Genomic DNA, 16,113 nt, shown 5'->3' with positions numbered 1-16,113 from the left:
GGCCTGGACCGCATAGGCCTGGGCCTCCAGCAGGGCGATGGGCGCCGGGGCGATGGAGCCGTCGGCCCGGCGCATCGAGTCGCCGGAGTCCTTCCAGCCCTGGTTGCTCAGTCCCTTGCCGCTGTGATCCACATAGCGCAGGAACCCGTCGCTGGAGGCGTCCACCGCCTCGGCCTGCCAGTCCAGGGCCGCGTGCAGGGTCGGCAGCAGCTCGCGGACCTCGCCGAGGTCGAGCCCGGATTCCCAGGCCTCGTGCAGCAGCACGATCCACAGCGGCGTCGCGTCGACCGTGCCGTAATAGACCGTGGGGAGCTCCATCTCTCCGTGGGCGTAGATCTCCCGCCGCACCTCATGGAGCATCTTGCCTGGCTCGGCGGCCGTGGCCGGGTCGGCCGAGCGTGCTTGGCGTCGCGCCAGCGTCCGCAGCGTGCCGCGGGCGAGTCCCGGGCTGTAGGGCAGCATCATGCGGGCCGCCCAGATCGAGTCGCGCCCGAAGAGGGTCAGGTACCAGGGGGTGCCGGCGGCGGCGTAGACGTCCTCCGGGGCCTCTGGATCCTTCTGCAGCAGGTGCTTCAGGTCGGTGAGGTTGGTCTGGACCAGATCCCGCCAGGCGTCGTCGCCGGTCACCTCGAGACCGTCCCAGTCACAGGCCGCGGCTCCGGAGTCGGCGTCGTGGGCGCTGGCGCGGGTCCGGATCGCCTCGAAGCGCAGGCTCACGGTGGTGCTCTGCCCAGGGTTCAGCCGCAGCGGCCAGGTCTGCCGGAGGCGGCTCGGATCCAGCTGCTCCACCGCCTGCGGTGCGGGGCTCGGGTGCACGGTGGTGCGGTGGCGTGCATCCTGCCAGAAGACCTGCTCCTCCAGCCGGATCGAGGGTGCGGTGCCGGTGATCTGACCGCCCTTGACCTCGGAGAGGTCGATGCCGTCGGCGCCCACGGTCACCAGCAGGTCGGTGACGACCGGCTCCGAGGCGCGGGAGCTGACCGTGATCTCCACGAGCAGCTCATGCAGCCCGACGTGGGTCTTCTGGTGCACATCCACGGTCGGGTCGGCTCCGGGATCTCCCAGGTGCCGAGCCGCGCCCCAGAAGTGTGAGGTGGGCCCGGAGCTCGAGGCCGCGACCGGCACCGTGTCCTGATCCGAGAGGCTGGCATGGAGGCTGCGCAGGATCCGCCGGTCATCGACGATCCATCCGGTGGCTCCGTCGCCCATCTGGCCTGATCTGGTGCTCAGTGCCGTCGCCGGGCCGTTCACGGCGATCTCCAGATCGTGCAGCCAGGGTTGCTGTTCGGACATGAGAGCTCCAGATCTTTGCTTCGTCTTGACAGGCGATCGCCGCCGGTCCATTATGACTTGGGACACATTATGAACGTTCAAATGAACGATCTAATGCTACCCACATCGACCTGAAGATCAAGAATCAAGGTGAGCTGATGTTGAACATGCCCCACCCGGCACGCGCCACGATCGTCGATGTCGCGCGAGCCGCGGGAGTCTCGCGCCAGACCGTGAGCAATGCGATCAACAGCCCCGAACGGGTCAGTCCCGATACTCTCTCGAGGGTGCTCCAGGTCGTCGAGGAGCTGAACTACCGTCCCTCCAGCGCCGCCCGCACACTGCGGCACCAGCGGGCGGGCGCGGTGGGCACCGAGCTCAACGCGGTCACGGGCACCCCGAGCGAAGTGGCCCTGCCCTTCCTCACCGCGCTGACCCTCGCCGCCCCGGGCCACGCCTGCCATATGGTGCCCTTCGCCTCGCGAGAGGCGTTCCCGATGCTCAGCGGCTACCAGGACATGGTCCGGCGACGCCTGGTCGACGCCTTCGTGCTCACCGACACCCATCCGGCCGATCCGCGCCCCGACTGGTTGGAACAGGCCGGGATCCCCTATGCCTCCTTCGGGCGCATCTATGACGACTCCTCTCGAGTGTGGTGGGCCGACGTCGACGGTTCCGCCGGCACCAGCGCCGCCGTCGCGCACCTGGCCGAGACCGGGTTCCGCACCGTGGGCTTCCTGGGCTGGCCCGCCGGCTCCGCGGTCGGTGACGACCGCCGGCTCGGCTGGCTCGCAGGGGTCGAGCAGCACGGCCTGGCCCTGGGTCCGGAGGCGGCTGCCCCGCAGTCGCTGAGCCAGGCGATCAGCGCCGCAGAGCGGCTGCTGGATGGCCTTGCGGTCGGGGACGCCGTGGTCTGCGCCTCTGACGTGCTTGCCCTTGGGGTCCAGCAGGCAGCCCTGGCGCGAGGCTGGCGGCCTGGACGCGATATCGGCATCACCGGGTTCGACGGCTCGGCCACGGCCCAGCTGCACGACATCTCGACCCTGGTCCAGCCGCTGGATGAGATCGCCGAACACCTGCTGACAGTCGTGCACGACCAGCTTGCCGGCGCCCCCGCTCCGACCCAGGGCGCACTGTTCCTCCCGACCCTCACTGTTGGTGCCAGTACCGTCACCACATCAATGAAAGGCACGCCATGAAGAACCAGAAGAACCGCCTCGCCGCCCCCTTCGCGGTGGGACTCGCCAGCATCCTCGCGCTCACCGCATGCGGCGGTGACGGCTTCGAGGATCAGGACGCCGGCGGCGACGCCGAGGAGGCCACCTCCGCCGAGGGCGAAGCCAGCCTGGTGATGCTGATCGCCTCCTCCGGTGAGGCGGAGACCGCCGCGGTGGAAGAGGCGGCGGCAGAGTGGGCCGAGGCCTCGGGCAACGAGGTGGAGGTCCGAGTGGCCGCCGACATGAACCAGGAGCTGGCCCAGGGCTTCGCCGGCGGCAACCCGCCGGACATCTTCTACCTCGACGCGGCCCAGGTCGCGCAGCAGGCCTCGGACGGCAACCTCCACGCCTACGAGGCGCAGGACAACGAGGACTACTTCCCCGCCCTGCAGGAGGCGTTCACCTATGAGGACACCCAGTGGTGTGCGCCCAAGGACTTCTCCACCCTCGGGCTGCAGATCAACACCGAGAAGTGGGAGGCCGCGGGTCTGACCGACGAGGACATCCCCACCACCTACGAGGAGCTCGCCGAGGTCGCCGAGACCCTCACCGAGGGCGACACCACCGGTCTGGTCTTCTCTCCCGGCGTGGATCGGGTCGGCGCCTTCGTGGTCGGCAACGGCGGCTGGTGGCTCAACGAAGACGCCACCGAGCCCACCGGCACCAGCGAGGAGGTCCTGGCAGGTCTGGAATACGCCAAGGAGAACATCGCCGAGGGCAGCTTCGCCTATGCCGGGGACGTCGACGCCGGCTGGGGCGGGGAGGCTTTCGGCACCGAGCGCGCCGCCATGACCATCGAGGGCAACTGGATCCGCGGCGCCATGAGCAATGACTACCCGGACGTCGACTACACCGTCGCCGAGCTCCCCGAGGGCTCGGCAGGACCGGGCACCCTGCTGTTCAGCCAGTGCTGGGGCATCGCCGCCGACTCCGAGGCGCAGACCCAGGCCGTCGACCTGGTGAACCACCTCTCCACTCCTGAGCAGCAGCTTGAGTTCGCGGAGGCCTTCGGCGTGATGCCCTCGCGCCAGGCCGCGACCGAGGACTATTCCTCGGCCTTCCCCGAGGACGCACCGTTCATCGCCGGCGGCGACTACGGCCGCGGCCCCGTCAACGCCCCGGACATGACCCAGGTGGTGGCGGATCTGAACTCGCAGCTCGAGGGCATCGCCACCGCAGACCTGCAGCAGATGATGGAGAGCTTCGACTCCAACGCCTCGGCGGTGCTGGAGCAGTGAAGTCTCGAGACCCACAGCGCCAACAGGGCGCGGGGTGGCTCTTCGTCAGCCCGGCGATCCTGGTGCTGGGCGTGTTCCTCGTCGCGCCGATCGGCATGGCGCTGTGGGTCTCGCTCAGCGACTGGAGCGGCAGCGGCAGCCCCATCTCGCGTGATGTGAACTTCATCGGCACGGAGAACTACAACGCGCTGCTGGCGGATCCCGGGCTCGCCCGCCAGGACCTGATGATCTCCTTCCGCAACACCTTCTACTACGTCCTGGGCGTCGTGCCGCTGCAGACCATCCTGGCGCTGAGCCTCGCGGTGCTGCTGAACAACCGGTTCCTGAAGGGCCGCACGTTCTTCCGCACCGCCTTCTACTTCCCCTCGGTGGTCTCCTCGGTCGCCATCTCGCTGCTGTTCCTGTTCCTCTTCGCCGGCAGCGGGGCGATCAACAACGTGCTGGGCTGGTTCGGGGTCAACGGCCCCAACTGGTTCCAGGACTCTCGCGGCCTGATCCACATCTTCGGCGACGCCGTCGGGTTGTGGAGCCTGGCCAGCCCGCCCTCCTGGATGACCGAGCCCTCCGTCATGGGGCTCTCCTTCTGGGAGTGGTTCTCCGGGCCATCGGTGGCGCTGAGCGCGATCATGATGCAGGTCATCTGGACCACCGCCGGGACCTTCATGCTGCTCTTCCTCGCGGGTCTGCAGGACCTGCCGGTGGAGGTCGAGGAGGCGGCGATGGTCGACGGCGCCAATAAGTGGCAGCGCTTCATGAACGTCACGGTCCCGCACCTGCGCCCGACCATCCTGCTGGTGGTGACCCTGGGCTTCATCGGGACCTGGCAGGTCTTCGATCAGATGTATGTCATGACTCAGGGCGGGCCCGCCAAGACCACCCTGACCCCGGCGTATCTGTCCTACCAGGCGGCCTTCACCAATGGTGACTGGGGCCAGGGCGCGGCCATCGCGTTCATCCTCTTCGCGATCATCTTCATCCTGACCACGACCCAGCGCTGGCTGATGCGCGATAAGGACGCCTCAGCCCAGAAGCGCGCCGATCGCGGCGTGAGACGGCGGCAGCGCAGCGCCCGACCCCAGTGATCGTAGAAGAGACCCAGCGAAAGGCGCAGAGCTCATGAGTGCACCCAGCAAAGACGACCGCGCCCCGATCAGGCCAGTGGTGGCCGCGGTGGGGGAGGGCAGGCCCTCGCGGGTGAAGAAGTTCTGGTTCTACGGGATGCTGATCTTCTTCGCGCTGCTCTACATCTATCCCTTCGTCATCCAGCTGGTCACGTCGTTCAAGACCGACCCGGATGCGACCGGCAACGCGCTCTCGCTGACCCCCGACCCCTTCACCACCGGGGCGTGGGAGACGCTGTTCAGCTCCAACTATCCGACCTGGTTCACCAACAGTGTGATCGTCACGCTCTGCGTCACCGTCGGGCGGGTGTTCTTCTGCTCCCTCGCCGGCTACGCGCTGGCCCGGCTGAAGTTCACCGGACGGATCGCGCTGTTCACCGGTCTGCTCGCGGTCATGGCAGTCCCCGGGATCGTGCTGCTGATCCCGAAGTTCCTGATCCTGAACTACATCGGGATCTACAACACCTACCCGGCGCTGATCGTGCCGCTGATGATCGACGCCGCGGGCATCTTCATCATGAAGCAGTTCTTCGAGACCATCCCGGAATCGGTGGAGGAGGCGGCCCGGATCGACGGGGCCAGCACCTTCAGGACCTTCTGGTCGGTGGTGCTGCCGATGGCCAAGCCGGCGCTGATCACCCTGACCATCCTGTCCTTCCAGGGGTCCTGGAACGAGCTGGGACACTTCATCGTGGCCACCAACGACCCGGCCCTCTACACGCTGACCCGCGGCGTCGCCGGGTTCACCACCGGAGGGCTGGGCTCGGGGAATCAATATCCGGTGGCCATGGCGGCGGCGCTGCTGATGACCATCCCGACGGCGCTGGTGTTCATCGTGTTCCAGCGCTATTTCACCCAGGGGGCGAACGCCGGAGCGGAGAAGGGCTGAGCGCTGTCCCGGTAGCCTCGGCGCCGGCCCTGTCCCGGTGGCCTCGGCGCCGGCGCTGAATAGACTGTCCCCATGAGTCAGAGCACCAGAGACCCCGCCGGCATCGTGCGCGCCAAGCGGCTGCCCCGGGAACAGCGCCGGACCCAGCTGCTGGAGTGCGCGCTGCAGGTCTTCGTGGCCCGGGGATATCACGGCGCATCGATGGATGACATCGCCGAGATGGCCCAGGTCTCCAAACCGGTGCTCTACCAGCACTTCCCCGGCAAGCACGAGCTGTTCCTGGGGCTGCTGGACACCCATCTGGGTGCCTTGGAGCATGAGCTCACCCAGGCGCTCTCGACCTGTGAGAACAACAAGGACCGGGTGCAGGCCACCATGGGAGCCTTCTATGAGTTCATCTCCCGCAAGGACGAGGCCTACCGGCTGGTCTTCACCTCGGGCATGGACAACGACGAAGAGGTCGAAGACCGGCTCGAGCGATTCCACGACGACATGGCCGGTGCGATCGCGGAGGTCATCGCCGATGACACCGGACAGCCGATGGCCGAGGCCACGATGCTGGGTCACGGCCTCATCGGCATGGCGCTCTCCGCAGCCCGGCACTGGAGCCGGCTCTCCGAGCGCCCGGACCGTGAGGTCTCCGCCCAGCTGACCGCGCGTTTGGCTTGGCGCGGAATCTCGGGCTTCCCGAAAGAGTCTGAAAGCACAGACAGCGCAAGGTAGGTAGACTCGAACGCAGGTAAACCCGCCCACTTCTCTGCACGCGCCCGCATCCGGGCGGCTGCGGAACTCTTCGAAGTGGGCGCAGCCCATAGATTCAAGGAGTTGGCATGGAAGTACGTATCGGCATTCAGCACGTCTCTCGCGAGATCGTCATCGAGACCGACGCCAAGCCCGAAGAGATCGAGCAGGCCGTGGCCACCGCCATCGAAGGCGCCCAGCCGCTGCTCAGCCTGGAAGACCGCCGCGGCAAGAAGATCGTCGTGCCCGTCGCGTCCATCGGCTATGTGGAGATCGGCTCCGACACCAAACAGACCGTGGGCTTCGCAGCCGCGGTCGCCTAATGAAAGTACCTATGACTGAACAGACCACCGAGTCCTCAGCCGCCGAGATTGACGACAGCATCTCCGCCGTTGACCCCGAGCTCGTGGAGGCCGTCGAAGCCTCCAGCCTCACCTTCGCAGACTTCAACGTGCGCCCCGAGATCGTCGAGGCCCTGGCCGCCAAGGGAATCACCACCCCCTTCCCGATCCAGGCGGAGACCCTTCCGATCGCGCTGGGCGGCTACGACATCATCGGCCAGGCCAAGACCGGCACCGGCAAGACCCTGGGCTTCGGCATCCCCGCCATCCAGCGCGTGACCAGCCCCGATGACCCCGGTTATGACGACCTCCCGGCACCCGGAGCGCCCCAGGCGCTGATCGTGGCCCCCACGCGCGAGCTCGCCGTGCAGGTGGCCTCCGACATCAAGGTCGCCGCGGCACGCCGCGGCATCCGGGTGGCCACCATCTACGGCGGCCGCGCCTACGAGCCGCAGATCGAAGAGCTGGACCGCGGCGTCGAGATCGTCGTGGGCACCCCGGGCCGGCTGATCGACCTGCACCGGCAGCGCCACCTGAAGCTGAAGAACGTCAACATCGTGGTCCTGGACGAGGCCGATGAGATGCTCGACCTCGGCTTCCTGCCTGACGTGGAGACCCTGCTCTCCGCCGTCCCGGAGGTCGGTCGCCAGACCATGCTGTTCTCCGCGACCATGCCCGGCCCGGTGGTCGCCATGGCGCGCCGCTACATGTCCAAGCCGACGCACATCTCTGCTGCGGATCCGCTGGATGAGGGCATCACCAAGAAGGACATCCGGCAGCTGGTCTACCGCGCGCACCACCTGGACAAGGACGAGGTCATCGCCCGTCTGCTCCAGGCCGAGGGCCGAGGCCGCACGATCGTGTTCACCCGGACCAAGCGCCAGGCCGACAGGCTCTCCGCAGAGCTGCAGTCCCGCGGCTTCGCCGCCGGCGCCATCCACGGCGACCTGGGCCAGGCGCCCGCGAACAGGCGCTGCGCGCCTTCCGCAACGAGAAGATCGACGTGCTGGTCGCCACCGACGTCGCCGCCCGCCCGCGGCATCGACGTCACCGACATCACCCACGTCATCAACCTCACCGCCCCCGATGATGAGAAGGCCTATCTGCACCGGGTGGGCCGCACCGGCCGCGCGGGCAAGACCGGCATCGCGGTGACCTTCGTGGACTGGGAGGACATGCCCAAGTGGAAGCTCATCGACAAGGCGCTCGGCCTGGGCATCCCGGAGCCCATCGAGACCTACTCCTCCTCGCCGCACCTCTACGAGGACCTCGACATCCCCAAGGGCACCAAGGGGCGCCTGCCACGGCATAAGCGCTCCAAGGCCGGTCTGGACGCCGAGGAGCTCGAGGACCTGGGCGGACCTGAGAAGCGCAGGTCCAGCGGCGGCCGCGATGATCTCGCGGACATGCTTCTCCAGCGTGGGCCAGTCCGCTGGCAGCAGCGCCGGGTCGATGTTGCCCTGCAGCGGGGTCTCGGCCCCGACCCGGCGGGTGGCCTCTGCCAGGTTCAGCCGGTAGTCCACCCCGACGACGTCGGCGCCTGCAGCGCGCAGCAGGTCCAGGATCTCCCCGGTGCCGGTGCCGAAGTGGATCAGCGGGGCGGTGACCCGGTGGCCCTCGGGCGTGGTGCCGCCGAGGTCCTTGACGTGGGTGAAGGCTTCGGCGGAGTGGCGCAGCACGTGCCGGGCGTAGTCCTCGCGGCTCAGCGAGCCGGCCCAGGAGTCGAAGAGCTGCGCGGCGGAGGCGCCGGCCATCAGCTGGGCGCGCATGAACCGGCCGGAGACCTCGGCCGCCCAGGAAGCCAGCGCGTGCCAGGTCTCGGGATCCGCGTGCATCATGGTGCGCGGGCCGAGGTGGTCCCGGGAGGGCCTGCCCTCCACCATGTAGGCGGCCAGGGTGAACGGAGCGCCGGCGAAGCCGACCAGCGGGGTGGAGCCCAGCTCGGCCACGGTGCGCTTGACGGCTTCGGTGATCGGCGCGAAGGCGGCGTCGTCGAGCGTGGGCAGTGCCTCGACGTCGGCGCGGGTGCGCACCGGGGAGCCCAGCACCGGTCCGACCCCGGGCTGGATCTCGACGTCGATCCCGGCCAGGCGCAGCGGGATGACGATGTCGGAGAAGAAGATCGCCGCGTCCACGTCGTGCCGGCGTACCGGCTGCAGTGTGATCTCGGAGGCCAGCGCCGGATCCAGGCAGCTGTCCAGCATTGTGGTGCCCTCACGCAGCGCCCGGTACTCCGGCAGTGAACGGCCCGCCTGGCGCATGAACCACACCGGGCGGCGGTGCGGGCGTGTGATCTCTCCCGCACTGTTACGTCCGCCGCGATACTGGTTCAGCAGCGCGGAGTCGGCGGTGAGCCCGGTGAGCAGCGGGTGGTCCTGCGGCAGCTGCGCCGTGGAACCCTGGGAACGTACGGCTGCCCGCGGGATGGCGGTGACGGAGCCGGTGGCCGGAGAGGACGCGGCCATGCCGGCGAAAGATCCAGAAGTCATATGCCACATTCTCCACTTTTCCGCGGCACAGTTCGACCCGCTGTAGAATCAATGACGTCGTGGTACTTATTTCTCTCGTTGCCACCCACTCGGAGCTGGACCTCGAGACGGTGGGCACTCTCAGCGCAGGAGCGGCCGAGCTGGCCGGGTCCGTGCACATGCCTGCCGTGACGCTGGCCACCTGCAACCGGATGGAGATCTACGCCGAGTCCACCGGGGGATCCCATGATGATGTCCAGAGCACCCGGGAGCAGCTGCTCGACGTCGTGGCCGAGACCTCCGGGCTGGACCGTGAGCTGGTCGGGCGCTCCTTCCGCACTCTGGTGGAGGACGACGCCGTCTCGCACCTCTTCGAGGTCGGCGCCGGTCTGGACTCCGCGGTCATCGGTGAGCGCGAGATCGCGGGCCAGGTGCGCAAATCCCTGGCCGACGCCCAGCACGCCGGGACCATCTCCGGAAGCCTGACCAAGCTCTTCGAGACCGCCTCGCGGACCGCCAAGGATGTCGGCACCCGCACCGCGCTGGGCTCCCGCGGACGCTCCATCGTCTCGGTGGCTCTGGACATCGCCGGGGACATGCGTGGCGACGGCTCCGCCTTCTACCCCGGCGCCAAGGTCGTGCTGATCGGCACCGGCGCCTATTCCGGGACCTCGCTGGCCCAGCTGGTCGAGCGTGGGGTCACCGATATCGGGGTCTTCTCCGGCTCCGGGCGCGCCGAGGACTTCGTGGCCGAACGTGCTGGCGGCGCCCGGGCGCTGCAGATGCAGGAGCTGCCCACCGCCTTCCGTGAGGCCGATGTGATCATCGGCTGCTCCGGCGGCAACCGCCGGATCACCGCCAAAGAGGTCGAGAACCTGGCCGGACTCACCGGGGACGCACCCCGGCGGAAGCCGTTGACCGTCATCGACCTGGCCCTCTCCCACGACTTCGATCCCGACGTCGCAGAACTCGAACGCGTAGACCTGATCACCCTGGAATCGGTGAAGATGGCTGCTCCCGGAGAGACCGAGGACTCCGTGCAGGAGGCGCGCGACGTCGTGCGCTCCGCGGTGGAGACGTACCTCACCGAGCGTCGCGAGCGCACCGCCGATGACGCCATCGTCGCACTGCGCCGGCACACCCAGTCGCTGCTGGATGAGGAGATGGACAAGATCCGCAGGCAGCACGGCTGCACCGGAGCCACCGAGGAGGTGGAGTTCGCGGTGCGCCGGATCGTGCGCAAGATGCTGCACACACCCACGGTGCGGGCCCGCGAGATGGCCGCCGCAGGGCGCACCGAAGACTACGTGCGGGCGCTTCAGGACCTGCACGGCATCGAGGTCACGGTGCGCGAAGAGACCACCCGCACCGCCCCGGCGAAGCGTCGGCGCGCCGAAGAGTTCTCCGCCGCGGAGCTCGCTCAGATGGCCAGCTACCTCACCAAGGTCCCCTTCGGCGGGTTCTGCCAGCATCACCGCCCGGGCGAGTTCGCGATCGAGCGCATCGACGCCGTGCGCGACTTGGACATCCGCCGCGCCAGCTGATCCGGCCCCTCCCCCGGGCCGTTCGCCTCGACTGGAGGAATGACTTCAGGCGGAGGGTGGTCGGAGCAGGGCTGCGTCGTGCCTCGGCCAATTGGGCCGATGGGCGTGCGCGGTCACTGGGCCGAAAGGCATCACCTCATGAAGGCAGCCGTCGTCAACACATTCGGATCCCCACTCGAGATCGTCGAGCTCGACAAGCCGCACCCGCAGGCCGGCCAGGTGCTGGTGCGTCTGGAGACCTGCGGCCTCTGTCACACCGACATCCATGCCGCCCAGGGAGACTGGCCGGTGAGGCCTGTGGTCAGTGCCGATACTGCATCGATGGCCGCGAGACGCTCTGCGAGTCCCAGCGCAACAGCGGCTGCTCCGTGCACGGGGCCTTCGCGGAGTACGCCGCGGCCAGCTCCAAGTACGTCGTCGCGGTGCCCGACGGGATCAGCCCCATCGAGGCGGCCCCGCTCAGCTGCGCAGGAGTGACCACCTATAAGGCGCTCAAGGTCGCCAAGGTGACTCCTACCGAGCGCGTCGGGATCTTCGGCATCGGTGGCCTGGGCCACCTCGCGGTGCAGTACGCGCGCATCATGGGCGGCACGGTCGTCGCCGTGGGCATCGAGCAGGCCAAGCTCGACCTCGCCGCGGAGCTGGGGGCGGAGCAGCTGGTCAACGAAGCCATGGCCGAGGTGCTCTCCGGCAAGGTCGCGGCACGTCTGGTCTTCCAGTTCTAGGAGCCCCGTGACAACGAAAAATCGTAGACCTGTGGGTTTCTCGGAGAGCTCAAGCTCTGCGATTCATCCCAGGTCTACGATTTTTCGCGCCCCGGAGGGGATTCCCTACGGGTCGGGTCAGTCCAGGCCTTGTTCGCTGAGCCAGTCGCCGGCGACGTCGGAGGCGTCAGCTTGCTCATCGACGCTCTGGCTGTTCAGTGAGATCAGTTCTTCGCTGGTCAGCGCGGCGTTGACCTCGTCGAGCACCGCGGCTGCGGCGTCATCGACCCGCTCGGAGACCACGGGGAGCACGTTCTGTGGCAGCACCAGCTCCTCGGGATCCTCGAGCACCACGAGGTTCTCGGCTTCGATGATCGGATCGGCGCTGTAGATGTCGGCGACCTCCACGTCCCCGCTCACCAGCGCGTCCACGGTGAGCGGACCGCCGGAGTCCTGCACCGTGACCACGCTGATCTCCACGCCATAGACGTCCTGGAGCCCTTCGGGGCCATAGGGGCGGGTCTCGAACTCGGAGTTCGCCGCGATCCGCAGATCCTCGATCCCTGCCAAGTCGGAGATCTCGGTGAGGTCGTTCTCCTCGGCGAACTCGGCGGTGACCACGAAGCTGTCCTGGTCGGTGGCCTCGGCGGGTTCCAGCACGCGCAGACCCTCGGGCAGCGTCTCCCCCAGCGCGGCGGTGATCTCCTCCAGGCTCGCCGCCTCGGCGTCCTCGTCGTAGTACTGCAGGAAGTTGCCCGCGTACTCGGGGAAGATGTCGATGGCCCCGGATTCGATCTCCGAGACATAGACCTCGCGCTGGCCGATGTCGAACTCGCGTTCGACCTCGATGTCTTCGGCCTCCAGCGCCTGGGCGTAGAGCTCCGCGATGATCGTGTTGGAGTAGTACTGCTGGGATCCGATCACCAGGGCCTCACCCTGCTCAGCCTCTGAGTCATCGCCTTCGGCGAGCGGGTCTCCGCCGCCGCAGCCGGTCAGTGCCAGAGCGGCGATCGTTCCTGTGACCATAAGTCCGGTGGTCTTCATAGTCGTCCTCTTTCTCTCGGCAGCTCCGACTTCGGCGGCAACTTGTCCTAGGGAGAAATCTTCGCAGAAACTTCAGCTCTCTGACGGAGTGTGATCAATTCGCAGTCATATTCGCCCGGACCCTGCGCGAACGGGTGCCTGTGCCAGGAGCCGTTCCCGGCCCGGCAAGTCCCGGGACCCGGCGCAGCAGCCGCTGGGTGAGGCCGAAGGCAGCGTCCACCAGGATCGCCAGCAGGATCACCACCAGTGAGGCGCCGAGCATCACCGAGTAGTCATAGGTCTGCAGCCCTAGGAACAGCTGCCGTCCAAGCCCACCGGCACCGACATAGGCAGCGAGCGTCGCGGTGGCGATGATCTGCAGCGCGGCGAGCCGCAGACCGCTCAGGATCAGCGGCAGCCCCAGCGGGATCTCCACCCGGGTCAGGACCTGCCAGCCGCTCATCCCCTGCGCGCGTGCGGCATCCACGGTGGCCTGGTTCACCGATTCCACACCGGCATAGGCGCCGGCCAGCACCGAGGGTGCGGCCAGGACCACCAGGGCCACCATCGGGGCGGTGAGCCCGATCCCGGTGAACAGCGCCACCAGGGTGAGCAGGCCCAGGGTGGGCAGCGCCCGAGCGGCTCCGGTCGCGACGATCGCGATGCCGCGACCCTTGCGGGTGTGCCCGATCGCCAGGCCCAGCGGCAGCGCGATCACCGCTGAGATGCCCAGCGCGATCAGCGTGTAGCCGAGGTGTTCCAGGGATCGCACCCAGAGCCCTCCGGGTCCGGACCAGGCGTCGGCGGTGAGCAGCCACTCCAGCGCCTCGAGGATGTTGGTCATGCCGCGACCTCCCGCGCCCGGGCCAGCAGCGGACGACGACGGCGGCTGTGCTGCCAGGGCATCAGCATCCGCCCGGCCAGGACCAGCAGCAGGTCACAGATCAGGGCCAGCACCACGGTCATCAGGATCCCGGCCACGATGGAGCCGATGATGTTGCGAGCGAAGCCGTCGGTGAACAGCGAGCCCAGCGAACTGACCCCGAGCACCGCGCTGACCGAGACCAGGCTGATCGAGCTCACGCAGACCACGCGCACCCCGGCGAGCAGGGCGGGACCGGCCAGCGGCAGCTCCACGGTGAAGAAGCGGCCAACCCCGGAGAAGCCGATCGCGGTGGCGGAGGTGCGCACGTCATCGGTGACCGCGTCCAGCGCCTCCGCGGCGGAGCGGACCATCAGCGCCAGGCCGAAGATCGAGAGCGCGATGACCACATTGAGCGGGTCGCGCACCGAGGTGCCGATCAGCGCGGGCAGCAGGATGAACAGGGGCAGCGAAGGCACCGCGTAGAGCAGCCCGGTACCGGTGAGCACCGGTTCGCGCAGCGCCCGCACCCGGTTCGCGCCCCAGGCCAGCGGGATCGAGAGCACGAAGGCGATGATCACCGCGGGCAGCTCAGCGCCAGGTGCGCCAGCGTCAGCTCCCCGATCCGCGGGAGGTTGTCCAGGATCCAGTTCATGGCCGCTGGACGCGGTCGGCCTGCGAAAGGTCGGCCTGCGCAGGGCCGGGCTGCGCAAGGTCGGGCTGCGCCGGGCCGGGCTGGGAGTCCACCACGCCCAGCGGCCGGCCCTGGGCGTCGGAGATCAGCCAGCCGCCGTCGTCGGCCGTGGCGGCGGTCAGTGAGCGCCGGCCCGAGTCCAGGCCCAGGAAGCGTGAGACGAACTCGTCCTGCTGGTTCTGCACCAGCTCGGCCGGGGTGCCCGCCGCCGCGACCTCGCCACCGGCCTTGAGCACCACGATCTGGTCCCCCAGGGTCAGTGCCTCGTCGATGTCGTGGGTGACGAAGATGATGGTCTTCTTCAGCTCCGCCTGGACCCGGGAGAGCTCGCGCTGCAGCTCCACGCGCACCAGCGGGTCCACCGCGCCGAAGGGTTCGTCCATGAGCAGGATGTTCGGATCTGCGGCGAGTCCGCGGGCCACGCCGACGCGCTGCTGCTGGCCTCCGGAGAGCTGGCCGGGGTAGCGGGTGCCCAGCGCGGCGTCGAGACCCACGATCTCCATGAGCTCGTAGCCGCGGGCCCGGGCGTCGGCCCGGGAGGCCCCGTTGAGCCGGGGCACGGTGGCGATGTTGTCGATGACCCGGCGGTGCGGCAGCAGCCCGGAGTGCTGCATCACATAGCCGATGCGGCGGCGCAGCGCGACCGGTTCGGCCGCGGCCACGTCCTGCTCATCGATGAGCACCGCGCCGGTGCTGGGCTGAACCATCCGGTTGACCATGCGCAGCAGCGTGGTCTTCCCACAGCCTGAGGAGCCCAGGAGCACCGTGGTCGTGTGCGAAGGCACGGTCAGGCTGAAGTCTTGGACCGCGGTGGTCCCGTCCGGGTAGGTCTTGGTGACCTGCCGAAATTCAATCATGACGCCTCCATCAATGCCTGTCGGTGGACCTGCGCATGCTCGCCCAGACGATTCTCCATCACATCCATGGCCTGCGGGGAGGAGTCGATGCAGATGAAGCGGCGTCCGGTCTCCACGGCCACGGCGCCCAGGGTCCCGGAGCCGGCAAAGAAGTCGAGCACCCAGTCCCCCGGGTTCGAGGAGGCCTGGACCATGCGACGCACCAGCCCCACCGGCTTCTGCGTGGGGTAACCGGTCTTCTCCCGGCCGGTGGGCGAGACGATGGTGTGCCACCAGACATCGGTGGGCAGCTTGCCCAGCGCGACCTTCTCGGCGGTGACCAGGCCCGGCGCCATATACGGCTCGCGATCCACGGCCTCGGCGTTGAAGATGTAGCCCGCGGGGTTCTTCACATAGACCAGGATGGTGTCGTGCTTGGTGGGCCAGCGCTTCTTGGTGCGCCCGCCGTAGTCATACGCCCAGATGATCTCGTTGAGGAAGCACTCCCGCCCGAAGATCGCGTCACACAGGACCTTGGCGTAGTGCACCTCGCGGTAGTCCAGGTGCAGGTAGAGGGTGCCCTCATCGGCGAGCAGCCGCCAGGCCTGGAGCAGCCGGGGCTCGAGGAACTCCCAGTAGTCGGTGAAGGAGTCGTCGTATTCGGCCAGCGCACGGCGGACCGTGTCATAGCTGCGTCCGGCGAAGCCCACCCGGTTGCCCTCACCGTCGGGGCGCCGGGTGTTGGTGGTCTTGGTGGCCCGCTGGGCCCGCCCGGTGTTGAAGGGCGGGTCCAGGTAGATCACGGTGAAGGCGCCGTCGGGCAGGTCCGGCAGGAGCTCGAGGTTCTCCCCCTCGAGCACCTGCGAACCACCGGTGGGGTCGAAGCTGCGGCTGCGCGCCGCAGCACTCTCCCCGGCACTCACATCGTTGCCGTTCAGCTCTCGCTGGAGGCGTTCTCGCCGCCGGAACCGGAGCCGCCGCGACGACGACGCCGCCGCCTGGGCTGGGTGGCGGACTCTGAGCCTTCGGACGGCGCAGCGGAGGCGGCAGGCTGACCCTGCTGCGCGGCGGAGCCGGCGTCCTCGCCGCCGCGGTGCGGCGGCGGTTGCGGCTGCGCGGAGCGGATGCGCCCTCGGCTGCAGGTGCGGAGTCCTGAGCAGTGG

The 16,113-nt window shown here is 68.5% G+C and carries 13 protein-coding genes and 6 pseudogenes; 11 read left to right on the top strand and 8 right to left on the bottom strand.

All coding sequences use genetic code 11. The annotated features are described in order from the left end of the window. Positions 1–717: 717 nt before the first annotated feature. Positions 718–1,293 (bottom strand): annotated as a pseudogene (locus tag BG28_RS16675) (glycogen debranching N-terminal domain-containing protein); the annotation flags it as partial. A gap of 137 nt (positions 1,294–1,430) precedes the next feature. On the opposite strand from BG28_RS16675, the gene BG28_RS03380 reads away from it, so the two are divergent. The 7 genes and pseudogenes from BG28_RS03380 to BG28_RS16065 all read left to right on the top strand — a co-directional run. Continuing rightward, positions 1,431–2,471, top strand: coding sequence for a LacI family DNA-binding transcriptional regulator (locus BG28_RS03380; protein WP_036474278.1), 1,041 nt, complete (start codon positions 1,431–1,433; stop codon positions 2,469–2,471). After that, complete coding sequence (locus tag BG28_RS03375; protein WP_051500922.1) at positions 2,468–3,727, top strand: extracellular solute-binding protein; 1,260 nt, start codon at positions 2,468–2,470, stop codon at positions 3,725–3,727. Before BG28_RS03380 ends, BG28_RS03375 begins: the two co-directional genes overlap by 4 nt. Continuing rightward, positions 3,724–4,809 (top strand): carbohydrate ABC transporter permease, encoded by a 1,086-nt coding sequence (locus tag BG28_RS03370; protein WP_036474276.1) that lies wholly within the window; start codon positions 3,724–3,726, stop codon positions 4,807–4,809. Before BG28_RS03375 ends, BG28_RS03370 begins: the two co-directional genes overlap by 4 nt. 34 nt (positions 4,810–4,843) lie before the next feature. After that, positions 4,844–5,737, top strand: coding sequence for a carbohydrate ABC transporter permease (locus BG28_RS03365; RefSeq protein ID WP_036474274.1), 894 nt, complete (start codon positions 4,844–4,846; stop codon positions 5,735–5,737). A gap of 72 nt (positions 5,738–5,809) precedes the next feature. Next, positions 5,810–6,460 carry a TetR/AcrR family transcriptional regulator gene (locus BG28_RS03360; RefSeq protein ID WP_051500921.1) on the top strand — a complete coding sequence of 217 codons (651 nt, stop codon included), beginning with the start codon at positions 5,810–5,812 and terminating at the stop codon, positions 6,458–6,460. Between the two features lie 107 nt (positions 6,461–6,567). Next, positions 6,568–6,801, top strand: coding sequence for a DUF3107 domain-containing protein (locus BG28_RS03355; RefSeq protein WP_036474272.1), 234 nt, complete (start codon positions 6,568–6,570; stop codon positions 6,799–6,801). Further along, positions 6,801–7,895, top strand: a pseudogene (locus BG28_RS16065) (DEAD/DEAH box helicase); the annotation flags it as partial. The gene BG28_RS03355 and the pseudogene BG28_RS16065, both read left to right, overlap by 1 nt. Before the next feature lie 303 nt (positions 7,896–8,198). Here the strand turns inward: BG28_RS16065 and hemE are convergent. Next, positions 8,199–9,284: pseudogene (hemE, locus tag BG28_RS16060) on the bottom strand (uroporphyrinogen decarboxylase); the annotation flags it as partial. An 83-nt stretch (positions 9,285–9,367) separates the two neighbouring features. Between hemE and BG28_RS03345 the strand changes: the two are divergent. From BG28_RS03345 to BG28_RS16050, 4 genes and pseudogenes are all read left to right on the top strand, one after another. Then, positions 9,368–10,831 carry a glutamyl-tRNA reductase gene (locus tag BG28_RS03345; protein ID WP_036474270.1) on the top strand — a complete coding sequence of 488 codons (1,464 nt, stop codon included), beginning with the start codon at positions 9,368–9,370 and terminating at the stop codon, positions 10,829–10,831. Between the two features lie 39 nt (positions 10,832–10,870). Continuing rightward, a pseudogene (locus BG28_RS16670) lies at positions 10,871–11,086 on the top strand (hypothetical protein); the annotation flags it as partial. Then, a pseudogene (locus BG28_RS16665) lies at positions 10,993–11,193 on the top strand (hypothetical protein); the annotation flags it as partial. The pseudogenes BG28_RS16670 and BG28_RS16665, both read left to right, overlap by 94 nt. 6 nt (positions 11,194–11,199) lie before the next feature. Further along, positions 11,200–11,556 (top strand): zinc-binding dehydrogenase, encoded by a 357-nt coding sequence (locus tag BG28_RS16050; protein ID WP_051500920.1) that lies wholly within the window; start codon positions 11,200–11,202, stop codon positions 11,554–11,556. Between the two features lie 117 nt (positions 11,557–11,673). Here the strand turns inward: BG28_RS16050 and BG28_RS03335 are convergent, their stop codons facing one another. The 6 genes and pseudogenes from BG28_RS03335 to BG28_RS15770 form a co-directional block, all read right to left on the bottom strand. Continuing rightward, entirely contained in the window at positions 11,674–12,579 is a 906-nt protein-coding gene (locus BG28_RS03335) for an ABC transporter substrate-binding protein (protein ID WP_036474269.1), read from the bottom strand. A 94-nt stretch (positions 12,580–12,673) separates the two neighbouring features. Continuing rightward, positions 12,674–13,402 carry an ABC transporter permease gene (locus BG28_RS03330; protein ID WP_084479390.1) on the bottom strand — a complete coding sequence of 243 codons (729 nt, stop codon included), beginning with the start codon at positions 13,400–13,402 and terminating at the stop codon, positions 12,674–12,676. Next, a complete protein-coding gene (locus BG28_RS03325) occupies positions 13,399–14,001 on the bottom strand; it encodes an ABC transporter permease (RefSeq protein WP_369797178.1) in 603 nt (200 codons plus the stop codon). Before BG28_RS03325 ends, BG28_RS03330 begins: the two co-directional genes overlap by 4 nt. Before the next feature lie 70 nt (positions 14,002–14,071). Beyond that, entirely contained in the window at positions 14,072–14,971 is a 900-nt protein-coding gene (locus BG28_RS03320; protein ID WP_036474268.1) for an ABC transporter ATP-binding protein, read from the bottom strand. Continuing rightward, positions 14,968–15,873 (bottom strand): site-specific DNA-methyltransferase, encoded by a 906-nt coding sequence (locus BG28_RS03315; protein WP_051500919.1) that lies wholly within the window; start codon positions 15,871–15,873, stop codon positions 14,968–14,970. Before BG28_RS03315 ends, BG28_RS03320 begins: the two co-directional genes overlap by 4 nt. A gap of 11 nt (positions 15,874–15,884) precedes the next feature. Continuing rightward, a pseudogene (locus BG28_RS15770) lies at positions 15,885–16,113 on the bottom strand (ATP-dependent helicase); the annotation flags it as partial.

It is taken from the genome of Nesterenkonia sp. AN1, assembly GCF_000582475.1.
In the GTDB taxonomy this organism is placed as follows: Bacteria; Actinomycetota; Actinomycetes; order Actinomycetales; family Micrococcaceae; genus Nesterenkonia; species Nesterenkonia aurantiaca.
The sequence above is the reverse complement of the archived record's forward strand: the minus strand, read 5'-3'. Positions and strand labels throughout refer to the sequence as shown.

Bases quoted from the DNA above. Each gene is read 5' to 3' on its own strand.
- BG28_RS03380 (WP_036474278.1), top strand. From the start codon at position 1,431: ATGTTGAACATGCCCCACCCGGCACGCGCCACGATCGTCGATGTCGCG.
- BG28_RS03330 (WP_084479390.1), bottom strand. From the start codon at position 13,402: ATGACCAACATCCTCGAGGCGCTGGAGTGGCTGCTCACCGCCGACGCC.
- BG28_RS03355 (WP_036474272.1), top strand. From the start codon at position 6,568: ATGGAAGTACGTATCGGCATTCAGCACGTCTCTCGCGAGATCGTCATC.
- BG28_RS03320 (WP_036474268.1), bottom strand. From the start codon at position 14,971: ATGATTGAATTTCGGCAGGTCACCAAGACCTACCCGGACGGGACCACC.
- BG28_RS03375 (WP_051500922.1), top strand. From the start codon at position 2,468: ATGAAGAACCAGAAGAACCGCCTCGCCGCCCCCTTCGCGGTGGGACTC.
- BG28_RS03360 (WP_051500921.1), top strand. From the start codon at position 5,810: ATGAGTCAGAGCACCAGAGACCCCGCCGGCATCGTGCGCGCCAAGCGG.
- BG28_RS03335 (WP_036474269.1), bottom strand. From the start codon at position 12,579: ATGAAGACCACCGGACTTATGGTCACAGGAACGATCGCCGCTCTGGCA.
- BG28_RS03365 (WP_036474274.1), top strand. From the start codon at position 4,844: ATGAGTGCACCCAGCAAAGACGACCGCGCCCCGATCAGGCCAGTGGTG.